Origin of the sequence: Amycolatopsis kentuckyensis, assembly GCF_002155975.1 — a bacterium.
In the GTDB taxonomy this organism is placed as follows: domain Bacteria; phylum Actinomycetota; class Actinomycetes; order Mycobacteriales; family Pseudonocardiaceae; genus Amycolatopsis; species Amycolatopsis kentuckyensis.
In genome coordinates, this window is the sequence record NZ_MUMI01000576.1 from 1 (window position 1) to 3,303 (window position 3,303).

Consider the following 3,303-nt stretch of genomic DNA (forward strand, 5'->3'; position numbering starts at 1 on the left):
CCCGGCGGCGGGCGCAATGGTCCAGGCGGTGTGGTTCGACGCGGGGCGGGACACCCCGGGGCGGTTGTTCCTCGCCGTCCACCACCTGGCCGTCGACGGCGTGTCCTGGCGGATCCTGCTGCGGGACCTCGAGTCCGCGTGGCAGGCCGTCCGGTCCGGCCGCCGTCCCGAGCTCCCTGAGGTCGGCACGCCCTTCGCGGCGTGGGCGAAGGAACTGGCCGCCGAGGCGCAGCGGCCGGAGCGGCTGGCCGAACTGCCGGCCTGGACGGCCGTCCTGGGCACTCCGGCGGGTTCCTGGACCGAGCGCGACCTCGATCCCGCGGTGGACGTGCTGGGGACCGCCGGCCGGATCCGGCGCACGCTGCCGGCCGAGCTGACCCAGGCGCTGCTCACCTCGGTGCCGGCCGCGTTCCGGGTGGACGTCGACGACGTCCTGCTGGCGGCACTGGCGTTGGCGCTGACGAGCGTGCGGGCGGCACGGGGCCGGCCGGGGACCGCGTCGCTGATCGAGGTGGAGGGACACGGCAGGCAGAGCACCGACCCCGCGATCGACCTGTCCCGCACCGTCGGCTGGTTCACCACGACCCACCCGGTCCGGCTCGATCCGGGCGCGGGCGACCTCGAATCCGTGCTCACCACGCCGGACTCCCTCGGTGCGGTGTTCCGCCGGCTCAAGGAACAACTGCGCGCCGTGCCGGGCGACGGGCTGGGCCACGGCCTGCTGCGGTACCTGCGTGCCGACACGGGCGCGACCCTGGCGAGGCTGCCGGCCCCGCCGATCGGCTTCAACTACCTCGGCCGCTTCGGTTCTCCGGGTGCCGCGACCGACTGGAGCCTGGCGCCGGAGGAGGGCGCGCTCGGCGGCGGCGACCCGGACCTGCCCCTGTCGCACGTGATCGAGCTGACGGCGATCACCGAAGAACACCCGGAGGGGATGCGCCTGGTCGCGACCTGGCTGTGGCCGGAGGGGCTGCTCGACGAGGCCGACGTCGCCCTGCTCGCCGACAACTGGCAGCGGGTGCTGGCCGCGCTGGCCGATCAGGTGGTGCCGCGCGGCTCCGCCGCCGGCCCGACGCCGGACGTGGCGCTGGTGGACCTGGACCAGACCCAGCTCGCGCAGCTGGAGAACCTGCTGGAGACCGAACAGTGACGGCGTCGAAGCTGGCCGGCGTCCTGCCGTTGTCGCCGCTGCAGGAGGGCTTGTTCTTCCACGCCCGCTACGACGACTCCGGCACCGACACCTACACCGTGCAGCTCGGCCTCGAACTGGAGGGCGACCTCGACGCCACGGCGTTGCGGACCGCAGCCCGCCTGCTGCTGACCCGGCACCCGAACCTGCGGGCCGGGTTCTCCGACCGGGGGCTGGACAAACCGGTCCAGTTCATCCCGGTCGGTGCCGAGCCGGCGTGGCGCGAGTGCGACCTCACCGGCCTGCCGGAGGCGCAGCGGCCGGCGCGGCTGACCCGGCTGGCGGCCGAAGACCGCGCCCGCGGTTTCGACCTGGCCCGGCCGCCGCTGCTGCGCTTCACCCTCGTCCGGCTCGGCCCGCGGCGGCACTGCCTCGTGCTGACCAACCACCACATCCTGATGGACGGCTGGTCGCTGCCCATCCTGCTGGGCGAGTTGTTCACCCTCTACGCCGACGGCGACGACGCCCGCCTGCCCGCGGCCGTTCCCTTCCGCGACTACCTCGCCTGGCTCGCCGCGCAGGACCCGCGGCCGGCGCGCGCCGCGTGGCGGGCACTTCTGTCCGAAGTGGACGAAGCCACGCTGGTGGCGCCGCCGGTGCCGCCCGGACGGCGGACCGTGGCCCCCAGCCGGCTCGTCCGGCACCTGCCCGGCGAAACCACCGCCGCGGTCACCCGGCTGACCCGTGACCACGACCTGACGCTGAACACCGTGGTCCAGGGCGCCCTCGCGGTGGTCCTCGGCAGGCTGACCGGCCGTCGCGACGTCGTGTTCGGCAGCACCGTCGCCGGACGGCCCCCGCAGCTGCCCGGGGTGCAGCGCATGATCGGCCTGTTCATCAACACCGTTCCGGTGCGCTGCCGGTGGGAGCGGGCCGAGCCGGTCTCGGCGGTGCTGGCCCGCCTGCAGGACGACCACTCGCGGATGGCCGCGTACCACCACCTGAGCCTGACCGCGATCCACGAGGCGGCCGGGCTCCGGGAGTTGTTCGACACCGTCGTCGTGGTCGAGAACTACCCCACCGGCCCGCCCGCCGCCCCGGCTCCCGGCCTGACCGTCACCCCCACGTGGGGCGACGACTCGAGCCACTACCCGCTGATGCTCGTCGTGGTGCCCGGCGACCGGCTGCTGCTGCGGCTGGACTACCAGGCCGACCTGCTCGGCGAGGCCGAGGTCGAGCGGATCGCGGACCTGCTCGCCCGGGTGCTCGCCGAGATCACCGCCGACCCGCACCGGCCGGTGGGCGGCCTGGCCGCGGTCACCCCGGCGGAAGTCGGGCGGGCGCGGATCGGCGGCAGCCCGGCCGACCTGCCGGCCGAAACGGTCTGCGAGCTGTTCGCCGCCCAGGTGGCCCGCGGCCCGGACGCGTCCGCGCTGCTGTTCGCGGACACCCGGCGCAACCGCGTCGAGAACCTGACCTACGCGGAGCTGAACGCCCGGGCGAACCGGGTGGCCCGGGCGCTGATCGACGCGGGGATCCGGCCGGGCTCCCCGGTCGCGATCGCGCTGCCGAGGTCGCCGGAGCTGCCCGTCGCCCTGCTGGCCGTCCTCAAGGCGGGCGCGGCCTACCTGCCGGTCGACCCGGGTTACCCGGCCGAGCGCATCGCGACCATGCTCGCCGACGCCGCTCCCCCGCTGGTGCTGACCGACCGGGCGCACGCCGCGGGCTTGCCCGGCCCCCTCTTCGTGCTCGACGACCCCGCCACCGCCCGGGCCATCGCCGCGGCCGACCCGGACGATCCCGAGGTCCCCCTGACGAAGGACTCGGCGTCCTACGTCCTGTACACCTCCGGCTCGACCGGCGTGCCCAAGGGTGTCGTCGGCACCCACGGCGGCCTGGTGAACCGGTTGCACTGGTTCGCCACCGTCCGCGCCGCGGACCCGGGGCCCGCGATCGCCAAGGCGTCGCTGAACTTCGTCGACGGGTCCACCGAACTGCTCGGCCCGCTGGTCCACGGCGGTCAGGTCCTGCTGGCCGACGACGCGACAGCGGCCGATCCCGCGGCACTCGGCGACCTGCTCGCGACCCACCGCGCGGGTTCGCTCACCGCGGTCCCCAGCCTGCTCACGGCCATGCTCGACGAGGCGGGCAGGGTCGCGGCCTGCGAGCTGTGG

General features: G+C 75.2%; 2 protein-coding genes. Both read left to right on the plus strand.

The window, feature by feature from the left end:
- Positions 1 to 1,150 (plus strand): condensation domain-containing protein (locus tag CCN39_RS42315; RefSeq protein ID WP_244211256.1); only part of this gene is annotated, 1,150 nt, incomplete at its 5' end.
- A partial coding sequence (locus CCN39_RS42320) for a condensation domain-containing protein (protein ID WP_158104597.1) occupies positions 1,147 to 3,303 on the plus strand: 2,157 nt, incomplete at its 3' end. The genes CCN39_RS42315 and CCN39_RS42320, both read left to right, overlap by 4 nt.